At 69.8% G+C, this 18,641-nt stretch carries 17 protein-coding genes; 7 read left to right on the top strand and 10 right to left on the bottom strand.

All coding sequences use genetic code 11. From position 1 onward, the window contains the following. Positions 1-111 precede the first annotated feature (111 nt). From JWS13_RS15725 to JWS13_RS15735, 3 genes are all read left to right on the top strand, one after another. The gene (locus JWS13_RS15725; RefSeq protein ID WP_206006487.1) at positions 112-1,422 is read left to right on the top strand and encodes a CitMHS family transporter; all 1,311 of its coding nucleotides are present in this window, start codon (positions 112-114) and stop codon (positions 1,420-1,422) included. 65 nt (positions 1,423-1,487) lie between these two features. After that, entirely contained in the window at positions 1,488-2,861 is a 1,374-nt protein-coding gene (locus JWS13_RS15730; protein WP_206006488.1) for an acyclic terpene utilization AtuA family protein, read from the top strand. Further along, positions 2,858-3,187 carry an AtuA-related protein gene (locus tag JWS13_RS15735; protein WP_206006489.1) on the top strand — a complete coding sequence of 110 codons (330 nt, stop codon included), beginning with the start codon at positions 2,858-2,860 and terminating at the stop codon, positions 3,185-3,187. The genes JWS13_RS15730 and JWS13_RS15735 overlap by 4 nt, the downstream gene beginning before the upstream one ends. Here the strand turns inward: JWS13_RS15735 and JWS13_RS15740 are convergent. The 7 genes from JWS13_RS15740 to JWS13_RS15770 are packed head-to-tail and all read right to left on the bottom strand — an operon-like array spanning position 3,184 to position 9,593. Next, positions 3,184-4,578: an AMP-binding protein gene (locus JWS13_RS15740; protein ID WP_206006490.1), complete on the bottom strand. Its 1,395-nt coding sequence runs from the start codon at positions 4,576-4,578 to the stop codon at positions 3,184-3,186. The genes JWS13_RS15735 and JWS13_RS15740 overlap by 4 nt on opposite strands. Next, on the bottom strand, positions 4,571-5,173 hold the full coding sequence (locus JWS13_RS15745) for an energy-coupling factor transporter transmembrane component T family protein (protein ID WP_206006491.1): 603 nt from the start codon (positions 5,171-5,173) through the stop codon (positions 4,571-4,573). The genes JWS13_RS15740 and JWS13_RS15745 overlap by 8 nt, the downstream gene beginning before the upstream one ends. Then, positions 5,170-5,850 (bottom strand): energy-coupling factor ABC transporter ATP-binding protein, encoded by a 681-nt coding sequence (locus tag JWS13_RS15750; protein ID WP_087555067.1) that lies wholly within the window; start codon positions 5,848-5,850, stop codon positions 5,170-5,172. The genes JWS13_RS15745 and JWS13_RS15750 overlap by 4 nt, the downstream gene beginning before the upstream one ends. Then, positions 5,847-6,974, bottom strand: a complete 1,128-nt coding sequence (locus JWS13_RS15755) for a thiolase family protein (RefSeq protein ID WP_206006492.1) — start codon at positions 6,972-6,974, stop codon at positions 5,847-5,849. Before JWS13_RS15755 ends, JWS13_RS15750 begins: the two co-directional genes overlap by 4 nt. Next, positions 6,971-8,080 carry an AMP-binding enzyme gene (locus JWS13_RS15760; RefSeq protein ID WP_206006493.1) on the bottom strand — a complete coding sequence of 370 codons (1,110 nt, stop codon included), beginning with the start codon at positions 8,078-8,080 and terminating at the stop codon, positions 6,971-6,973. Before JWS13_RS15760 ends, JWS13_RS15755 begins: the two co-directional genes overlap by 4 nt. Then, on the bottom strand, positions 8,077-8,661 hold the full coding sequence (locus JWS13_RS15765; RefSeq protein WP_083395608.1) for a biotin transporter BioY: 585 nt from the start codon (positions 8,659-8,661) through the stop codon (positions 8,077-8,079). Before JWS13_RS15765 ends, JWS13_RS15760 begins: the two co-directional genes overlap by 4 nt. Beyond that, complete coding sequence (locus tag JWS13_RS15770; protein ID WP_206006494.1) at positions 8,658-9,593, bottom strand: EamA family transporter; 936 nt, start codon at positions 9,591-9,593, stop codon at positions 8,658-8,660. Before JWS13_RS15770 ends, JWS13_RS15765 begins: the two co-directional genes overlap by 4 nt. Before the next feature lie 84 nt (positions 9,594-9,677). Between JWS13_RS15770 and JWS13_RS15775 the strand changes: the two genes are divergently transcribed. After that, complete coding sequence (locus tag JWS13_RS15775; RefSeq protein WP_206006495.1) at positions 9,678-10,595, top strand: LysR family transcriptional regulator; 918 nt, start codon at positions 9,678-9,680, stop codon at positions 10,593-10,595. Here JWS13_RS15775 and JWS13_RS15780 read toward each other — a convergent pair. From JWS13_RS15780 to JWS13_RS15790, 3 genes are all read right to left on the bottom strand, one after another. Beyond that, a complete protein-coding gene (locus JWS13_RS15780) occupies positions 10,592-11,593 on the bottom strand; it encodes a sugar phosphate isomerase/epimerase family protein (protein WP_124392493.1) in 1,002 nt (333 codons plus the stop codon). The two genes, JWS13_RS15775 and JWS13_RS15780, sit on opposite strands and share 4 nt — an antisense overlap. A gap of 49 nt (positions 11,594-11,642) precedes the next feature. After that, positions 11,643-12,821 carry a Gfo/Idh/MocA family protein gene (locus tag JWS13_RS15785; RefSeq protein WP_206006496.1) on the bottom strand — a complete coding sequence of 393 codons (1,179 nt, stop codon included), beginning with the start codon at positions 12,819-12,821 and terminating at the stop codon, positions 11,643-11,645. 259 nt (positions 12,822-13,080) lie between these two features. Next, complete coding sequence (locus JWS13_RS15790; protein WP_206006497.1) at positions 13,081-14,145, bottom strand: LacI family DNA-binding transcriptional regulator; 1,065 nt, start codon at positions 14,143-14,145, stop codon at positions 13,081-13,083. 194 nt (positions 14,146-14,339) lie between these two features. Between JWS13_RS15790 and JWS13_RS15795 the strand changes: the two genes are divergently transcribed. The 3 genes from JWS13_RS15795 to JWS13_RS15805 all read left to right on the top strand — a co-directional run bounded on the left by JWS13_RS15795 (position 14,340) and on the right by JWS13_RS15805 (position 18,636). Continuing rightward, positions 14,340-16,244 carry a helix-turn-helix domain-containing protein gene (locus JWS13_RS15795; protein WP_206006498.1) on the top strand — a complete coding sequence of 635 codons (1,905 nt, stop codon included), beginning with the start codon at positions 14,340-14,342 and terminating at the stop codon, positions 16,242-16,244. 147 nt (positions 16,245-16,391) lie between these two features. After that, a complete protein-coding gene (locus tag JWS13_RS15800) occupies positions 16,392-17,666 on the top strand; it encodes a hydroxymethylglutaryl-CoA reductase, degradative (protein WP_206006499.1) in 1,275 nt (424 codons plus the stop codon). Between the two features lies 1 nt (position 17,667). After that, on the top strand, positions 17,668-18,636 hold the full coding sequence (locus JWS13_RS15805) for a hydroxymethylglutaryl-CoA lyase (protein ID WP_206006500.1): 969 nt from the start codon (positions 17,668-17,670) through the stop codon (positions 18,634-18,636). Positions 18,637-18,641 lie beyond the last annotated feature (5 nt).

The following is an 18,641-nucleotide window of genomic DNA, read 5'->3' on the forward strand; positions in this document are numbered from 1 at the left end:
CCGATCCACGCAACCCATTAATGAGCCAGAATCATGAATCGATCAGTCATTGATATTTGACGCGCAATTGTGAGGCGCGCGACACTGAGACTCCGTTTCGAAGGAGGTCACATGGTTGCCGCACTCGGGTTCGCCACGATCGCGTGTTTCCTGGCGCTGGCGTTCAGCCGCCGGGTCTCGGTGCTCGTCGCGCTGATCCTCGTTCCCATCGCGTTCGCGATCGTGGGAGGGTGGGCACCCGACCTCGGGGAGATGGTGGGCGACGGCCTCCTGAAGGTCGCGCCCGTCGCCATCATGATCGCCTTCGCGGTCCTGTACTTCAGTCTGATGGTCGACGTGGGACTGTTCGACCCGGCGATCCGCCGGATCGTCCGGTGGGCGGGGGGCAATCCCACCAAGATCGCCGTCGGAACCGCGGTGCTGACGCTGCTCGTCGCGCTCGACGGCGACGGAACCTCGACCTTCCTGATCACCATCTCGGCGCTGCTGCCCATCTACCAGCGACTCGGGATGCGCCCGGTCGTCCTGACCGGCATCGTCTGCCTGGCCGCCGGTCTGATGAACATGATTCCGTGGGGCGGCCCGACCGTCCGCGCCATGGCCGCGCTCGACCTGACCAGCGCCGACATCTTCACACCCGTCCTGCCCGCGATGGGCGCCGGGGTCCTGTGGGTTCTGTTCGCCGCCTACATGATCGGCCGCACGGAACGGAAGCGGCTCGGCGTCACCGAACTCGTCTCTCCCGGCGAAGGCGGTCCCGGCACCCCGCACGTCTCCGACCTGCCGGTGCGTACCCGCCGCCACCGGGCGGTGATGGCGTTCAACACGGTGCTCACCCTCGTCCTGATCGTGATCCTGCTGTTCCAACTCGTGCCGCTGGAGGTGGCGTTCGCCATCGCCTTCGCGCTCGCGCTCGCCGTCAATCGCCCGAAGTGGGACGATCAGCAGGCCCTGTTCGCGAAGCACGGCGGCAACGTCACCATGGTGGTGGTGATGATCCTCGCGGCGGGCGTGCTCACGGGAATTCTCAACGGCACCGGGATGATCACCGCGATGGCGCAGACGTTCGTCTCCTGGATTCCGCAGTCCGCCGGCTCCCTGATCCCCGTCATCACCGCGGTCACGTCGATGCCGCTCAGCCTGGTCTTCACCCCGGACGCCTACTACTTCGGCGTCGTTCCGGTGCTGGCGGAGACCACCGCGTCGTTCGGTGGCGACCCCGCCGAGATCGGCCGTGCCGCCATCCTCGGCCAGATGACGACCGGATTTCCGCTCAGCCCGCTGACCGCCGCGACGTTCATCCTGATCGGACTGAGCAAGGTGGACCTCGGCAAGCACCAACGGTTCATCTTCGGCTGGGCGTTCGGGACCACGATCGTGATGACCGTCGTGGCCCTGTTCACCGGTGCCATCTCGCTGTGATCGTCCGCAACACCAACGTCCGCGACACCACCGCACCCGTCGAACCAGCAAAGGACTCTGAACCCGTGACACCATCGAGCACCCACGGCAGCGCCCCGCGGAGCGTGCGACTCGGCGCAGGATCCGGGTTCTCCGGGGATCGCATCGACCCCGCAGAGAAACTCGCCCGGCACGCCGACCTCGACTACCTGATCTTCGAATGCCTCGGCGAGCGCACCGTCGCCGCCGGAAACGCTCGCCGGCTGGACAACCCGGACGAAGGTTACGATCCGCTGCTCGCCGCACGCATGCGCGCGGTGCTCCCGCACACCCTCGCGTCCGGGACCACGGTGATCACCAACGCCGGCGCCGCCAACCCGCTCGCCGCCGCGGAACTGGTCTCCGGCATCGCATCCCGGTCCGCCGACCGGCCGGTCCGCATCGCCGCGGTCACGGGCGATGCGGTGCTCGAGCAGGTGCGGCGCCACGACCCCGTCGTGTGGGAAACCGGAAAACGCCTGTCGGAGCACGAGGACGTGCTCGTCTCTGCGAACGCGTACATCGGTGCGGAGGCCGTGCTCCCCGCGCTCGAACTGGACGCCGACGTCGTCGTCACCGGCCGCCTCGCCGACCCGTCCCTCTACGTCGCCCCGCTCGCCCACCACTTCGGATGGGACCTGGCTGATCACGAAACCATCGGCGCCGCAACCGCAGTCGGGCACCTGCTCGAATGCGCCGGGCAGCTCACCGGCGGGTACTACGCGGACCCCGTCACCAAACCGGTGAAGGGCATGGCCGATCTCGGTTTCCCGTTCGCCGACGTCCGCGCCGACGGATCGGCGACGTTCGGCAAGCTCGACGGTTCGGGCGGCATCCTCACCGAACGAACCTGCGCCGAGCAACTGCTGTACGAGGTGGGTGATCCCACGACGTACCTGACCCCGGACGTCACCGCCGACTTCGGCAACGTGTCGTTCGGCAGCGCCGGACCCGACCGCGTCGCCATCACCGGTGCAACCGGGCGCCCCCGCCCGCGGGAACTGAAGGTGACTCTCGGCTTCCGCGGCGGCTGGCTCGGCGAGGGGCAGATCAGCTACGCGGGACCGCGCGCCTACCCCCGGGCCCGGCTCGCCGCCGAGATCGTCACCGAACGACTCGTCGACGTGCACGGCTTCACCGAGGACGCCGTCTCCGTCGAATACATCGGCGCCGGTGCGGCTTTCCGCGGACTCGACACGGACGAGGATGCCCACGAGGTCCGCGTTCGGGTGACCGCCCGGGCACGGACCCGCGAGGAAGCCGACCTCGTCGGCTGGGAGGTGGAAAGCCTGTACACCAACGGACCGGCAGGTGGCGGCGGTGCCCGGCGCTCGTCGATCGAGGTGCTCGCGATCCGCTCCTGCACCCTCCCCCGCGAACTCGTGCCCACCCGCGTGCATCTCACGGAGGTGTCGAAATGACCACGCCCACAACCGTTCGACGCATCGACGCACTCGCGGACGTCCGCGCCGGCGACAAGGGCGACACGCTCATCGTCGCCGTGCTGGCCCGGGACCGCGCCGCCTACGACCTCCTCGAGCGGAAACTGGCCGCGGACGTCGTCGCCGCCCACTACGGTGAACTGATCACCGGACCGGCCCGGCGCACCCGCCAGCCCAACCTGCTGGCGATGGTGTTCGAACTGCCCGGCGTCCTCGGCGGCGGCGTCACGGGTTCACCCGCACTCGACGGGCACGGCAAGACGCTGGGCTACCACCTGCTCAGTCTCGAAATCCGGGGCGTCTAAACGGGGTTCGGGTTCCGCGAGCCGGCCAGGGTGGCGGCGAGCGCGGGACGATCGAGCTTGCCGCGCGGCGTGCGCGGCAGGCTGTCCACCACGAGGACCTGGACCGGCATGCTCGGGCTGGGGAGGGTCGCGCGCAGATGCCGCCAGATCTCGGCGGTGCTCGGGGCGTCGCCGTGCACGACGATCGCGGCGGCGGGCGCCTCCCCCATCCGCGCGTCGGGAACCCCGATGCACGCGGCCTCCGAGATCCCGGGGAGCGCGGTCAGTGCCGCTTCGACGGCCGCGGGTTCGACATTGAGTCCCGCCCGGATGACCGTGTCGCTGTCGCGGCCCAACAACTGCAGGCTGTTGCCCACCACCCGGCCGCGGTCGCCCACCGTCATCCACCCGTCGTCGGGGCCGTTCACCACACCGTCCTCGGTGAGGTACCCGTCGAACAGCATGTCGCTGCGCACGTGCACCAGGCCTTCGCGGATCTCGGCGTCGACGCCGTCGAACAGGTCGCCCGCCGAATGCTCGTCGGCGGCGCCGAGACCCCGGTCGTAGGACACGAAACTCAGTTCGGAGGCTCCGTAGAAATGCACGAGCGACGCATTCGGCAGGACGTCCTGCAACGCCTCACGCCCCGTCCGCGGCCACCGGGCCGCCGAGGACAGCACCTCGCGGACACTGTCGACGGGGCCGATCCCCGACCGCACGACGTCCCAGGCGATGGTCGGCACCGAGTACAGATGGGTGGCCGCGTCGCCCAGCGACTGCGTGACCGGCCGCAGGTCCACGGTCGCGCCGCGGCTGAGACCGTGGATCGCGCCGTACAGGAAATGGGTGTGGTCGAGGACCCCGGGCACCGACACGCGGTCGCCGCCGCCGATGTCGAACGTCGTGTCGGAGCGGTCGAGGGTCGTGGCCCACGATCGCTGGCTGCGCACGAACAGCTTCGGTTCGCCGGTGGTGCCGGAGGTGATGCCGACCAGCAGTTCGGCGCCGGGGTGTGCCCGGCCGGCGATGCCGTCGGATTCCAGGGTGGCGGCCGTCTCGACGGTCCCGTCGAATCCCAGTCTCCGCAGCCGGCGATGCTGGTGCGGCGCGGCCACGACGGCTCCGGGTTTCGCGAGTTCGAGCACCCGCGTCAGCTGCGCGGGCAGCAGGTGCCGGTGCAGCAGGACGACGCTGACGCCCGCGTGCATCGCCGCCGTCACGACGACCAGCGACCCGACATCCGACGTCGGCAGCACGGCGACCCGGTCCATGCCGTCTAGCCCGGCCGCGGTCCGGGCCACGCGCGACCAGAACCGGCCGTAGTCGACGGTCTCGCGGGCCGAGACGATCGCGACCGCCTCCGGGTTGCCGGCGGCGCGTCGGGCGATGCGTTCGGCGGGCAGCTCAGTCATCGTCCACTCCCCGTGCGACGAGGGCGTCGCCCATCGCGTCCGCGGTCCGGAGTGCACGCACCAGAACCGGTGTGGCCAGCGCCGTCATCGACCATTGCAACCCTCGCGCCTTCCGCGCCTGCGCCACCTCCTGCACGATCCCGGTGAGCAGCGGGATACACCGGATCGCCAGCGCGAGGAGCAGCCCGATCCGATCCGGGTCGACCCCGACCCTCCGCAGCGGCCCGAGCGCGCGCGAGACCGTGTCGAGCATGTCGGTGACCCGGGTGGTGAGCGTGACCAACGCGGCGAGCGCCACCGAGATCAGCAGCACCCCGCACACGACGACCGCCCGCGACGGCGACGTGATCAACACTTGGAACACCGCGATGATCAACAACATCCACACGACGGGGCGCAGTTGCGCCACCGCCACCCGCCACGGGATGGCGGCCACCACGAACAGCAGTCCGACCAGAACGACGACGACGCCGACCTCGAGCGGGGTGCGCACGAACACGGTGGACGCGACGATCGACAGGATCAACAGCAGCAGTTTCAGGCCGGCCGGCATCCGGTGCAGCAGCGAGTCGCCCGGCCGGTACAGCCCGATCATTCGACCAGCTGCCGGTACGCGGGGACGGCGTCGTCCGGGCTGCCGTCGAACGCGACGAGTCCGTCGTCGATGACGATGACCCGTTCGAAACTCTCCAGCAACGCCAGTTGGTGGGTCACGACGATCACCTGCTGGTCCATCGAATCGAGCGCCTCGGAGACGACGCGCGCGTTCCGCAGATCCAGCAGCGTGGTCGGCTCGTCGGCGATGACCACCTCGGGCCTGCGGATGAGGACGGCGCCGATGGCGAGCAACTGCTTCTGGCCCCCGGACAGCAGGTGCGCGGGATGCTCGGCGTGCTTGTCGAGCCGGAACCGCACCAGGATCTCCTCGACGCGGGCCGCGATCTCCTCTTTGCTCAGACCGGACCGGCGCAGCGAGAACGCCAGATCCTCGGACACGGTGGGCATGACGATCTGGGTGTCGGGGTCGGTGAACACGAACCCGACCTTGCGCCGCACCTGCGCGCCCTTCCTGGCGGCGTCGACGCCGTCGACCGTGACGGTGCCGGACGTGGGCTTCAGCAACCCGTTGATCATGCGCGCCAGCGTCGACTTGCCGGAACCGTTGGATCCGATGATGCCGACGCGACGCTCGGCGAAGCGCAGGTCGACGCCGCGCAGCACCTGGCGGTCACCGAACGCGTGACTCACCGAGTCGAAGACGATCTCACTCACGACACACGCTCCACGAGCACGGCGATGCCCTGCCCGCCGCCGATGGCGCACGCGGCGAGTCCAAGCGCCGGTCCGTCCTCGCGCAGCATCTGACTTGCCAAGCGCACCAGCAGGATCGCGCCCGACGCCCCCCACGGGTGTCCCATGGCGATGGCGCCGCCCTGCGGGCAGAGCACGGATTCGTCCAGTCCGAGTTCGTCCGACACCGCCAGCACCACCGACGCGAACGCCTCGGTGATCTCGACAACACCCAGATCCGCCACGTCGTGTCCGGTTCGCTTCAGGAGTTTGCGGATCGCGGGAACCGGGCCGAGCCCGGGCAACGCGGGGTCCGATCCCGCGACCGCGGAGCCGAGTACCCGCAGCGCAGGCAGTCCGGCGGCCAGCGTCTCGGTGGTCACGGCCAGCACCGCGGCGCCGTCGGAGATGCCGCACGAGTTCCCGGCGGTGGCCGTTCCGCCGGCACCGAAACTGGGGCGCAGTCGCGCGAGCCGGGCCTCCGTCATGCCGACGCGAATGCGCTGGTCCTTCGCGATGTCGCCGATCGGCACGATCTCCGACGAGAAATCGGCGGCCGCCGCGAGGGTGTGCGACCGCGCCGCGTACGCGTCCTGCCGCTCACGGCTGATGCCGCGAACCCGGGCGAGATCGTCGGCGGCCACGCCCATGTCGGGGTCGGGAAAGCCGTGCGGCGCAAAGGGAGCGCGGGTGTAGCGCACCGGGTCGGCGCCCGAGACCGGCGGCCAGAACCGCCACGGCGCGGTGCTCGCCGATTCGACGCCACCCGCGAGGATCAGCTCGTCGGCGCCGCTGCGGACGCGCAGCGCGGCCTGCATCACCGCGTCGAGGCCGGAACCGCACTGACGGTCGACGGTGACCCCGGGAACCTCCACACCCATCCCCGCCCGCAGGGCGGCGACCCGCGCCGGGTCACCGCCCGGTCCGAGACAGTTGCCGAGCACGACGTCGTCGACCTCTGCGTCGAGGCCCGACCCGCGCAGCGAGTCCAGGACGTCGCGCAATACCGGGGCGGCCAGATCGGTGGTGGTCAGATCGGCGAACCCGTGCCCGGCATTGCCGATCGGCGTCCGGCGCGGCGCCACCAGTACAGGGACAGAGCTCATGCCAGCCAGTCTCTCACTCGGCCCCGGGCGACCTTGCCACTGGCGGTCCGCGGCAACGCCTCGATCGGCACCCAGCGGCGGGGCATGGCTTCCTTCGACAACACCCGGCGGGCGCGCGAACGGATGTCCGCGATCTCCTCGGTGCCGTCGAGTTCCACCACGGCGGTGACGGTCTCCCCGAGCACCGCGTGCGGCGATCCGACGACGGCGACCGCGTCGACGCCGTCGAGGGTCTCCAGGATGCGTTCGACGTCTTCGGCGACCACCGTGGTGCCGCCGACGTTGATCGCGGATTCGCCCCTGCCGCGGACAATCAGCTCGCCGTTGTCGCGGAGTTCGGCCAGGTCACCGACGCCGAACCAGTCCGGTGCCCCGATCACGCTGTACGGCGAGCGGACGTACAGCAGTCCGTCGCGGATGTCGGCGTCGACCCCGTCGAGCAGCCGCAGCGGTTCGGGGACCCGCCGCGCTGCGACGAGGGACAGTTCCGCGGCGCCGTAGTACTCGACGATCTCGATCCCGTCCGCCACCGCGCGGGCGCCGTCGTCCAGTGCGGTGCCTGCGACGATCGCGGTGCGCAGCTTCGGGGCCTTCCCCACCACGTCACGGAGAACGGCGGGCACGGCGTGCACCACCGTCGCCCGCGACGGGTCGTCGGTGACGCACGCTCCACGCCACAGTGCGTGCACTGCGCCGAACAGGTGCATCGTGGCGTGCAGCGGGCCGGTGATCAGCACGTGGTCCGTGGCGTCGATCCCGGTGATCGCGGTGAAGGCGGGGAAGCTGTCGTACCAGGACGCCGCGGTACGCGCGAGCGGGCGGGGCCTGCCGGTGGAACCGGACGTGGCCACCAGCAGGAAAGCCGACGGCGGAACCTCGGGCCGGTCGGGACGGGCGTCGGGGTTCTCGACGATCACCGCGGTCCCCCGCCGCGCGGCGGCGCAGACGCAGATCAACGCGTCTGCAAGCGGCAACTCCGACGCGTCGTGGACGGACGCGTCGGAGCAGTGCTCGTCGATCGCCCGGTCGAGTTGGGCGTAGGTGTACGTGCGGCCGTCGACGTCGAGTGCAGGCTGATCGCCGGCGCCGCCGAGTGCTGCAATCACGTACGGATGAGGCCGGGGTACGCGCGGTGCACACTCTTGGCGACGACGGTGGCGACGACGACCTTCAGCGCGTCGCCGGGGATGAACGCGAAGTTGGTGGTGATGGCGGCGCCGACACCGAGGTCGGTGCGCAGCAGCAGACCGATGGTGCCGAACAGGTAGATGATCACGATCCCGCCGAGGGCGTTGATCAGCAGACCGAGCGCGATCGGGTACTTCGGCAGGATCCGGGCGGTGAGGAGGCCGATGACCAGCGTCGCGGGAAGCCAGCCGATGAGGTATCCCGCGCTGGGACCGGCGAGCGCCGTCAGTCCGGTGCGTCCGCCGGACAGCAGTGGGAGTCCGATCAGGGTCAGTGCGAGGAAGACCGCGACGGCGGCGGTGCCCTTGCGCGCCCCGAGCACGGCGCCCGCGAGGATGACCCCGAGCGTCTGCAGCGTGATCGGCACGCCGCTGAAGCCGACCGTGATGGCGCCGGGCAGACCCAGTGCCGCGATCAGTGCGGCGAACACCGCGATCTGCGCCATGTCCCGCGCTGAGATACCGAGCCTCGACACTCGAGCACTCCCGACTTCTGTCATGACGACTCCTCTTGCTTCAAACTTGAACGACGTTCAAGGTAGCAGGTCGGCGCCGCCAACGGTGCGGCAGACTCCTGCACCTCGCCCACATCGGGCGACGTGCGCGCCCCGGCCCGCGCTGCGCCGATCCCCGCCGCGACGACGAAACAGATCCCGGCATCCGCCGCGTGGTCCGGTACCTGGTGCAACACGACGAGCCCGATGATCAACGCGAACGCCGGTTCGAGACTCATCAGCGTCCCGAACGCCGCCGTGTTCAGCCGGCGCAGGGCGAGCATCTCCAGCGTGAACGGCACTACCGGCAGCAGTATCGCCAATCCCAGCCCGATGATCAACAGGTCGGGCGTCATCTTCGCGAGCATCGACGGTCCGCCCACCACGGTCGCGACCAGTCCGGCGACCGGCATGGACACCGCGAGACCGTTGATACCCGCCACCTCGTCCCCGACGCGCTGGGTGAGCAGGATGTAGAACGCCCAGCACGCGGCCGCGCCCAGAGCGAACAGGATTCCGACCGGGTCGACGCCGCCCACCCACGGTTGCGTCAGCAGCAGCACCCCCACGGCCGCCAGCGCCGGCCACCGGAGGCGACCCCGCCCGTGCACGACCGCGACACCGAGGGGTCCCAGAAACTCGAGCGCACTCGCGGTGCCCAGCGGGATCCGGTCCACCGCGGCCATGAACAGCAGGGTGACCGCCGCCGTGACCACCCCGAGCAGGATGCACGCGACGAGGGAGGAACGCGTGAATGCCTTCGGCCGGGGCCGCACGATCACGGCGAGCAGCACCCCGGCCCAGGCCAGACGCAACCAGGCGGCGCCCTCGGCGCCGACGCGTTCGGAGACGCCGACGGAGATCGCGAGTCCGGTCTGTACGCACAGCATCGAGGTCAGCGCCATCGTCGCGCCGACGCGGGTCGGGTTCCTGGTCATGCCCTGCATTGAATGACAACCCGACCGTTCACGTCCACGTGACTTTCTTGGACAAACCGTTCGGGTATCGCGAACAATACGTAGGTGGACACCCGACGCCTGCATCTCCTGCTCGAGCTCTCCCGCCTCGGCTCGATGCGTGAGGTCGCCGAGACGCATCGGCTGACCACCTCGACCGTCTCCCAGCAGATCGCCGCGCTGGCGAAGGAGACGGGTGCGCCGCTCGTCGAACCGATCGGCCGACGGGTGCGGCTCACCCCGGCCGGTCGCCGGCTCGCCGATCACGCCGTCACGATCCTGGCGGCCGTCGACGCCGCCCGGCTCGACCTCGACCCCCACGCCGAACCGGTCGGCACCCTGCGCGTCGGGGGGTTCGCGACGGGGATCCGGGTGTCGCTGCTGCCCGTCGTCGCCGAACTGGCGCTCACCCACGCACAGGTGGACGTGGTGATCAGCGAATACGAGCCGGTCGAGGCGTTCGCTCTGCTCGCCGACGACGAACTCGACCTCGCCCTGACCTACGACTACAACCTGGCGCCGGCGTCGCCCGGCGCGGCGCTCGAGGCCGTCCCGCTGTGGTCGACGGCCTGGGGACTCGGCGTCCCCGCACCCGCCGCCGATGAACCCGCCGACGTCGCGTCGTACGCCGATTCGCCGTGGATCGTGAACTCCCGCAACACCGCCGACGAGGACGCCGTCCGCACGCTGGCCTCGCTCGCGGGTTTCACCCCGCGGATCGCCCACCAGATCGACAGCCTCGACCTCGTCGAGGACCTCATCACCGCCGGCTACGGCGTGGGCCTGCTGCCCGCCGACCGTCCCACCCGCGAAGAGGTCACCGTCCTGCCGCTCGCCGACCCAGAGGTGGTGCTGACGGCGTACGCCGTGACCCGCCGCGGCAGGTCCACCTGGCCGCCGCTGCGACTGGTCCTCGACCGCCTCGCCGCACAACGGACAAACTCCCCACCCGCTCAGCGGCGGGTGGGGAGTCCGGGGTCCTAGCGTGACGCGACGGCGGACGCGGCGTCCTTCAGGGTGCGGGCCGCGACCTGCAGCCCTTCGAGCTGTCCGAGTTCGACATCCTCATGCTCGATGTTGACGGCCATGTCCGGGTCGACCTTCTGCAGCGCCGCGAGGAACCGCGACCAGAAGTCGACGTCGTGGCCGCGGCCGACGGCGACGAAGTCCCACGCCGAGTCCTCGGGCCACTTGTTGACCACGTGCTTGCCGCCGAGCCCGGTGGGGTTCTGGTCGGCGGGGATCCGGGTGAACCGGTCGTCGAGAACACCGTAGATCTTGCAGTTCTCGTTGATCCGGGTGTCCTTCGCCGCCGCGTGGAAGACGAGGTCGCCGAGCCAGTCGACGGCGGCGACCGGGTCGATGCCCTGCCAGAACAGGTGCGACGGGTCCATCTCGGCACCGACGTTCGTCGCACCGGTCTTCTCGACCAGACGCTTCAGCGTCGGCGGGTTGAACACCAGGTTCTGCGGATGCATCTCGATCGCGACCTTGACCCCGTTCTCACGAGCGAGCGCGTCGATCTCCTTCCAGAACGGCACCGCGACCTGATCCCACTGGTAGTCGAGAGAGTCGAGATAGCCGCTGTCCCAGGTGTTCACGTGCCACGCGGGCCACTGACCGCCCGGGTGCGCGGCGGGCAGCCCGGACATGGTGACCACCCGGTCGACACCGAGCAGGCCGGCGACGCGGATGGCGTTGCGCAGGTCCTCGGCGTCCTCGACGCCGACCTCCGGATCGGCATGCAGGGGGTTGCCGTTGCAGTTCAGGCCGGCGATGGCGACGCCGGTCTCGTCGAACACCTTCAGGTACTCCTGCGGCGACACCTCGCCGGAGAGGAGTTCCTTGACGGGCAGGTGCGGGGTGGGCAGGAATCCGCCCGCGTTGATCTCCGCGCCCTCGAGCCCGAGGGACGCGATGGTCTCCAGGGCCTCGCGCAGGCTGCGGTCGTGCAGGATGGCGGTGTAGACACCGAGCTTCATGAGTGGTCCTTACTGGTGAGAAAAGTGTGGGTCGGGCGAGGGGGCCGGGTCAGCCGATCTTGACGGCTGCCCCGTGGGAGCGGGCGGACTCGGCGACGGCGGTGACGATCTGCATGCCGCGTAGGGCGTGGGCGAACGTCGGCAACGGTCCCAGGTTGTCGATGCCGGCGATCTGGTCGAGGAAGGCGCGGGCCTGGTAGGCGAAGAACTCGGCCTTGCCGTGTCCGACGCCGCCCGCGTCCATCGGCAGGCCACCCTGGATGTACGGGTGCTGCGGGCCGACGATCACTCGCCGCTGACCGTTGACGGTGCTGTCGATGCCCTCACTGGACACCGAGAACTCCGCGGCGCGCGCCAGATCGAAGGCGGCGGAGCCGGACGTCCCGAACAACTCGAATCCGAGTCCGTCCGGAAGCTGGTGCGCGACACGGGAAGCGGAGAACGTGCCGACCGCGCCGTTCTGGAAGCGCGCGGTGAACGTCGCGAGGTCCTCGTTCTCGACGGGAGCCATCTCCCCGGTGGTCTCGGCCTTGGTGTGACCGTACGTGACTCCGGCCGGGACGGGACGTTCGGTGATCACCGTGGCGAAGGTCGCGCCGCTGATCTCGACGATGGGGCCGCACACGAACTCGGCCATGTCGAGCAGGTGGCTGCCGACGTCCGCGAGCGCGCCGGTGCCGGGCCCGCCGCGGTGCCGCCAGGTGATCGGCGAGGTGGGGTCGAGGCCGTAGTCGCACCAGTAGTGCCCGTTGAAGTGGATGATCTCGCCGAGACGCCCGGTCTCGAGTTCGTCCCGGATCGCCTGGATCGCGGGTGAGCGGCGGTAGGTGTATCCGACGGTCGCGATCGTGTCGGCGTCCGCCGCCGCGGCGACCATCGACTCGGCGTCCGCGATCGACCCGGCCAGCGGCTTCTCGCACAGCACGTGCTTCCCGGCGGCGAGGAGCCCTTCGACGATCTCCCGGTGCAACTGGTTGGCGACGACTACGCTCACCGCGTCGACGTCCGGGGATTCGGCGATCGCCTGCCAGCTGTACTCGGCCCGCTCGTAGCCGTACCGCTTGGCGGTGTCGTCGGCCACGGCCTCGTTGGTGTCGGCGACGGCGACCAACCGCACGTCGGGACGGTCGGTGCCGAACAGCGTCGACGCAGTCCGGTACCCGGCGGCGTGCGCTCGTCCGGCCATGCCGCCGCCGATGACGGCGACACCGATCGAGTTGGAGGTCATGAATGAGGCCTTTCGAGAGGGTGATGAACGAGCGGGGTGTCCGGTTCGGAGGTGCCCGAGCGTGTGCGGAAGCCTCCGGCTAGTTCGGTCTATTTGACCGGTCTAGTACGACTACTATGAGCTGAGTCACGCCGCGGTGTCAAGCCCTACGCGGAGCGACGCACGAATGCACACGTCGAGAGGCCGTCACGACAGACCACAGGCGCGCAGCCGCGGGTTGATGACGGACGAAAAGTATTGCGTGAGTATGCAGTCCGAATCAGGACACGCCGGACCGCGGACCCTCCACCGACGCCGACACCGGACCGGTGGTCCGGCGCACGACGAGCTGGGGCCGCAGCACGATCGAGGCGGGCTCGGTGCGCCCCTGGTCGAGACGTTCGATGACGGCGGCGACCGCCTTCGCGGCCTGCTCCCGCGGTTGCTGATTGACCGACGTCAGGTCGAGGTGCGCGAGTTGCGCCAGGGTGCTGTCGTCGTAGCCCGACACCGAGACGTCCTCGGGAATCCGCAGGCCCACCCGCCGCAGTTCGGTGATGAGCCCGATGGCGCTGCGGTCGTTGGCGGCGATCACCGCGGTCGGCAGTTGCGGCCGCGCCAGGAGGGTCCGCGCCGCCTCGGTGCCAGCACCGTCGGTGAAGTCGCCGTCCACCACGTCGGCGTCGAGTCCGTGCCGCCGCATCGCGCGCGTGTACCCGGATCGCCGGTCGGCCGCGATCGTGCCGTCACCGCCGCTGAGGTGCGCGATCCGGCGATGCCCGAGCCCCACCACGTGGTCGACGACGGTCCCGATGCCCTTGCCGTCGGCCGTCCGCACCACGTCGACGTTGCCGCCGACCCGGCGCCCCACCACGACCACCGGAACCCGCTCGGCGAGTGCGTCGAGCACACCGGTGCCGAGTTCGGTACCGAGCAGGATCAGCGCCTCGCACCGGAAGTCGAGGAGCGTCTCGACGACCTTCTCTTCCCCGTGGGTCGGGGTGACCGCACCCAGCACCACCTCGTATCCGTGTTCGTCCGCGGCGGCGACGAGGTACTCGACCATCTCGGCGTGGAAACTGCTGCGAATATCGGCCATCACTCCGACGAGATGCGTACGCCGAAGCGACATCAACGCGGCCGTGCGGTTCGGCCGGTAACCCAGCTCGTCCGCCACCTCGAGGACGCGTTTGCGGGTCTCGGCACTCGGTCCGGCGACACGGCGGAAGACCATGGACACCAGGGCCTTCGACACACCCACGCGGTCGGCGATGTCCTGCATCGTGACGGCGCGTTTCGCAGCCTGCGCGGGGCCGTCACTCCGAGCGTCGTCGTCGCGTTGCATACTCAGCCCCTTCACCCTCGCCGGACCACGAGACACCACAGCGTATCCGACCCGAAAGCGGAACCACGGTGGCGGTTCGGCTCGTGCACGGAATGCGCGCGGCAACCCATAGTAGCCCGAACTAGACCGGTTCAATACACCCGGCTAGATCCCCGGCGGTAGGTGCATTCCGGCCGTCAGGGCAGGCTGAAGGCATGGACTCACGTGGGAGCGGCGATGCGCTGGCAACACTCGCCGACGCGATGGCCGGCGAACTGACGGTCGACTCGGCCGCGGTGCGCGAGGCACTCGCGCAGGTCGCGGCCGGTCCGGCCGGCAGGGCGGCGTTCGCGGAAAAGGTGCGTAGACATCAGGTCGAGCTGACCCGTTTGCGGAGGCGCGAACGCGAACTCGGGGTGTTGTTCTCGAGTGCCCGCGAACTCGCCGAACTCCGCGACATCGACGCACTCCTCGGACGGCTGGTGAGCCGCGCCCACGAGATGATGGGCACCGACGTCACCTACCTCTCGGAGTTCGAACCCGCGACCCGGGAACTGAACGTCCGCAAGACCGTCGGCTCGGTGACGCCGCAGTTCCAGCACCTGCGCGTTCCCCCGGGGATGGGACTGGCCAGCCAGATTGCCGATTCCCGTGCTGCACAATGGGTTCTGCGGTACCAGGACTACGCGGAGGGACCGCACGAGGAGCTGATCGACGACGCGGTCTCCGCGGAGGGGATCGTGTCGATTCTCGGGGTGCCCATGCTGTCGGACGGTCACGTGCTCGGCGTCCTGTTCGCCGCCACCCGCCAGGAACACACGTTCACCCCGGACGAGATCGCGGTACTGTCCGCGCTCGCCGATCACGCATCGGTGGTGCTGCAGACCGCGAGCACCCTCGAGCAGGTCCGGAGGTCCGAGGACGAGGCCCGCACCGCGCTCGACCGTCTGACCGACCATCTGCAGGACCGGGACCGCTCCACCGTGGTGCACCAGGAACTGATCGAGGCGGTTCTGGTCGGTGGCGGATTCGAGCAGGTGGCAGGCACACTCTCCACCGCACTCGGACGTACGGTCACGATCGTCGACCGGGAACTGCATCCCGTCGCCTCCCACCCGGCGCCCGCCGACCCGCTGTCCGTCCGGTTGCCGCAGGTGGTGCGCGATGCCATCGCGTCGAGCCGCACCACCGGCCACTGCGTCCGCGTCGACGACCCCGTCACTCCGATCGTGGCCGCGGTGATCGCGGGCGAGCTCTATTTCGGCGCGGTGCTGGTCGGCGCCGGCGATACCGAACCGGGACCGGTCGACGAGCGCACCATCGAACGTGCGGCGCAGGTCGGCGCACTGCTGGTTCTGCAACAGAACGCGATGGCCGACGCGGACCTCCGTGCCCGGGTCGAGTTGGTTGCCGACCTGCTCGACCCGGCACCGGAACGGCGCCGTGACCTGGAACGTCGGGCGCGCGCCCAGCACGTCGCCCTCGCAGCCCTCGAGACCGTGGTGCTGATCGCCGTCCCGGCCGAGGACCGCGCCACCGCTGCTCGTGCCGCGACCGCATTCGTCGGCGGCCACGGCCTCGTCGGGGAACACGCGGGCGTCGTCGTTGCCGTTCTCACCGCGACCGCCCCACCCGAGCTCACCGCGGACCTGCGCAACCACCTGCGCGAGACGTTGCACGGCCCCGTGCTGACGATCACGACGCCCCGGGCAGGTTTGCCGGACGCGCTCCCCGCACGATTCGAGTCGGGGCTGCGCACCTCCCGTCTGCTTGCCGCGCTCGGCACCACCGACGCGGCGGTCAGCACCGACGCGTATCTGCCCTACGCGCTGCTGTTCGACACCGATGCGCGGACGTTGAACGCATTCATCGACGAGACGATCGGGCCGGTGCGCGCCTACGACGACGGCAAGGGAACGGACCTCCTCGCCACGTTGCGTGCATTCGTCCGCAACGAGGGAAGCCCGACGAAGACGGCGCGGGCCCTGAACTACCACACCAACACGATTCTGCAGCGACTCCACAGGCTGGAGATGCTGCTGGGGCCCGAGTGGCGCGCCGACGAACACCTGTTCCGGATCTCGGCAGCGGTGCGTCTCGACGAACTCAGGGGACAGTGACGGTCACACATTCCTGACCGACAAGCATGTGCGATGAGTACATGTCGAGGTCGTCGGTGCGGCCCTACTGTGTGAACCGAAGCACAGAACAGGGTTGCCGTCGGGGCTCACCACACGCCCCCGCCCGTGAGTACGTGGAGGAACACAGTGCCCGTCAACAGCCGCATCCCCGGTCTCAAGGATTCCAGCGCGCAGCAGCGCCGCACAGTGATCGCCCAGAGGACCGGCCTGTCCGAACTCGACGTCGCCGTCTTCGATCCCGGGCAGGGTCTCGGCATCGATCAGGCCGATCACATGATCGAGAACGTCGTCGGGGTCATGGCGATCCCGGTGGGTGTCGCAACCAATTTCACCGTCAACGGGCGCGACTACCTCGTCCCGATGGCCACCGAGGAGCCGTCCGTGGTGGCCGCGGCCAGCAACGCCGCCCGGATGGCGCGGGTACACGGGGGCTTCCACACCTCCAGCACCGATCCGGTGATGCAGGCCCAGATCCAGATCCTCGACTGCCCCGACCCCGAGGCGTCCCGGTTGCGGGTGCTCGAGGCACGCACGGAGATCATCGAACTGGCCAATGCCCAGGATCCGATGCTGGTCCGATTCGGCGGCGGCGCCCGCGACCTCACCGTGCGACTCGTCCCGACCCGCACCGGCGTGCACGTGGTGGTGCACATCCACGTCGACGTGCGAGATGCCATGGGCGCCAATGCCGTCAACACCATGGCCGAGGCGATCGCTCCCCGGCTCGCCGAAATCTCCGGCGGGCGTTCGTTGCTGCGGATCTTGACGAACAAGGCGGACCTCCGCACCACCCGGGCTCGGGCCGTGTTCGACAAGGATCTGCTCGGCGGCGCAGAGGTGGTCGACAACATCGTGCATGCGTCCGCGCTCGCCGAATCCGACCCCTACCGCGCCGCGACCCACAACAAGGGCATCATGAACGGCATCACCGCCGCCGTCCTGGCCACCGGAAACGACACCCGCGCCGTCGAGGCCGGTTGCCACTCGCATGCGGTCGCCGCAGACGGCCGGTACACGGCGCTGTCGCACTTCGAGAAGACCGCGGACGGTCACCTCTCCGGCACCCTCGAGGTGCCGATGGCCGTCGGGCTGGTGGGCGGCGCCACCAAGGTGCACCCCGTCGCGCAGGCGGCGGTGAAGATGCTCGGCGTCTCCACCGCCTCGGAGCTGGCGGACGTGATCGTCGCGGTGGGGCTCGCGCAGAACCTGGGAGCGTGCCGCGCCCTGGCCGCCGAGGGAATCCAGCGCGGCCACATGAGTCTGCACGCCCGCACCATCGCCGCCTCGGCCGGCGCCACCGGCGACGAACTCGAACTCGTGGTCACGCGGCTCATCGACGATCAGCGCATCCGCGTCGAACACGCGGAAAAGGTGCTCGCCGATCTCCGTTCCGGACACTGACATGACCACCCCCGCGAATCCCGACCCGGTGTGGCGTCCGGCGCCCCACGAGTTCGCCGACCCGTCGCTGCCGTCCGCGGTCCGCATCTACGAAGTCGGACCGCGTGACGGGCTCCAGGCGGAGTCGACGCTCGTGCCCACCGCAGTCAAGGCGGAGTTCTGCCGCCGGCTCGTGGCCGCCGGGGTCCGTTCACTCGAGGTGACGAGTTTCGTTTCCCCGAAATGGATTCCGCAACTCGCCGACGCAGAGTCGCTGATGGCCGAACTCGACCTGCCCGACACCGTCCGCCAGGTCGTGCTGGCCCCCAACCAGCGGGGGCTGGAGCGAGCGCTCACCGCGGGGGCCCGCGAGATCGCCGTCTTCGTCAGCGCCACCGAGACATTTGCCCGGAAGAATCTGAACACCACCGTCGCCGGGGCTCTCGGCAATGCCCGGCCGGTCGTCGAGGGAGCGCACGCCGCGGGTATCGAGACCCGCGGCTACATTTCGATGTGCTTCGGTGACCCGTGGGAGGGACGGGTCGATCCCGGCCGCGTCGCCGCTGTCGCCGCGGAACTGGCGGGCATGGGATGCACGTCGATCTCCCTCGGTGACACCATCGGCGTCGCCACCCCCGGTCACGTCCGCGCGGTGCTCGACGCCGTGCAGGCCGTGGGTGTTCCGATCGGCTCGATCGCCGGACACTTCCACGACACCTACGGTCAGGCGCTCGCCAACGTCCACGCCGCACTGATCGCGGGAGTCACCGAATTCGACACCGCAGCGGGAGGACTCGGCAGATGCCCCTACGCGAAGGGGGCCACCGGGAATCTCGCCACCGAGGACCTGGTGTGGATGCTGCACGGCCTCGGCATCCACACGGGCATCGACCTCGATACCCTGACCGACACCTCGCACTGGATGGCCGGGCACATCGGCCATCCCAGCCCGTCGCGGGTGGCGACAGCCCTGACCGCCGCCCGTTCCTAGAGCAC

Source organism: Rhodococcus pseudokoreensis (genome assembly GCF_017068395.1).
In the GTDB taxonomy this organism is placed as follows: Bacteria; Actinomycetota; Actinomycetes; order Mycobacteriales; family Mycobacteriaceae; genus Rhodococcus_F; species Rhodococcus_F pseudokoreensis.

Excerpts from the sequence above, each read along its gene's own strand:
- JWS13_RS15725 (WP_206006487.1), top strand. The coding sequence starts at position 112 with ATGGTTGCCGCACTCGGGTTCGCCACGATCGCGTGTTTCCTGGCGCTG.
- JWS13_RS15735 (WP_206006489.1), top strand. The coding sequence starts at position 2,858 with ATGACCACGCCCACAACCGTTCGACGCATCGACGCACTCGCGGACGTC.
- JWS13_RS15740 (WP_206006490.1), bottom strand. The coding sequence starts at position 4,578 with ATGACTGAGCTGCCCGCCGAACGCATCGCCCGACGCGCCGCCGGCAAC.
- JWS13_RS15745 (WP_206006491.1), bottom strand. The coding sequence starts at position 5,173 with ATGATCGGGCTGTACCGGCCGGGCGACTCGCTGCTGCACCGGATGCCG.
- JWS13_RS15755 (WP_206006492.1), bottom strand. The coding sequence starts at position 6,974 with ATGAGCTCTGTCCCTGTACTGGTGGCGCCGCGCCGGACGCCGATCGGC.
- JWS13_RS15765 (WP_083395608.1), bottom strand. The coding sequence starts at position 8,661 with ATGACAGAAGTCGGGAGTGCTCGAGTGTCGAGGCTCGGTATCTCAGCG.
- JWS13_RS15770 (WP_206006494.1), bottom strand. The coding sequence starts at position 9,593 with ATGACCAGGAACCCGACCCGCGTCGGCGCGACGATGGCGCTGACCTCG.
- JWS13_RS15780 (WP_124392493.1), bottom strand. The coding sequence starts at position 11,593 with ATGAAGCTCGGTGTCTACACCGCCATCCTGCACGACCGCAGCCTGCGC.
- JWS13_RS15785 (WP_206006496.1), bottom strand. The coding sequence starts at position 12,821 with ATGACCTCCAACTCGATCGGTGTCGCCGTCATCGGCGGCGGCATGGCC.
- JWS13_RS15790 (WP_206006497.1), bottom strand. The coding sequence starts at position 14,145 with ATGCAACGCGACGACGACGCTCGGAGTGACGGCCCCGCGCAGGCTGCG.
- JWS13_RS15795 (WP_206006498.1), top strand. The coding sequence starts at position 14,340 with ATGGACTCACGTGGGAGCGGCGATGCGCTGGCAACACTCGCCGACGCG.
- JWS13_RS15805 (WP_206006500.1), top strand. The coding sequence starts at position 17,668 with ATGACCACCCCCGCGAATCCCGACCCGGTGTGGCGTCCGGCGCCCCAC.